Origin of the sequence: Lysinibacillus sp. GbtcB16, from assembly GCF_019091145.1 — a bacterium.
Lineage (GTDB): Bacteria > Bacillota > Bacilli > Bacillales_A > Planococcaceae > Lysinibacillus > Lysinibacillus fusiformis.
In genome coordinates this window covers 1-270 of the sequence record NZ_JAGXJV010000407.1, presented here as the reverse complement: position 1 = coordinate 270, position 270 = coordinate 1, and the positions used below count along the sequence as shown (strand labels likewise).

Annotated in this window: 1 protein-coding gene; it reads left to right on the top strand. The window is 28.9% G+C overall.

Features of this window, described 5'->3' with window-relative positions:
- Positions 1 to 57: 57 nt before the first annotated feature.
- Positions 58 to 270: hypothetical protein (locus KVT27_RS24715; protein ID WP_483307984.1), on the top strand; the 213-nt coding region annotated here is incomplete at its 3' end.

The following is a 270-nucleotide window of genomic DNA, read 5'->3' as shown; positions in this document are numbered from 1 at the left end:
AAACTAGATACATTAGAAACTAAACAACAAGAGCTTAACGATTTAGCAGCGACCATAATGACAAATCAAAAATACGATATGTCATTTAGACAAGTTGGGATTGCACTTGATTTATCTAAAGATGCTATTGATTCTATTTATGAACAAATAAAATCACCTATGTCCCTAAAAACACCTACAGAACACCTGAAGAAATTAGCCGAATTGAATGAGGAATATAATTATATAGCACCAAAATATAAAGAAATAATATTTGATTTTAATACTGAC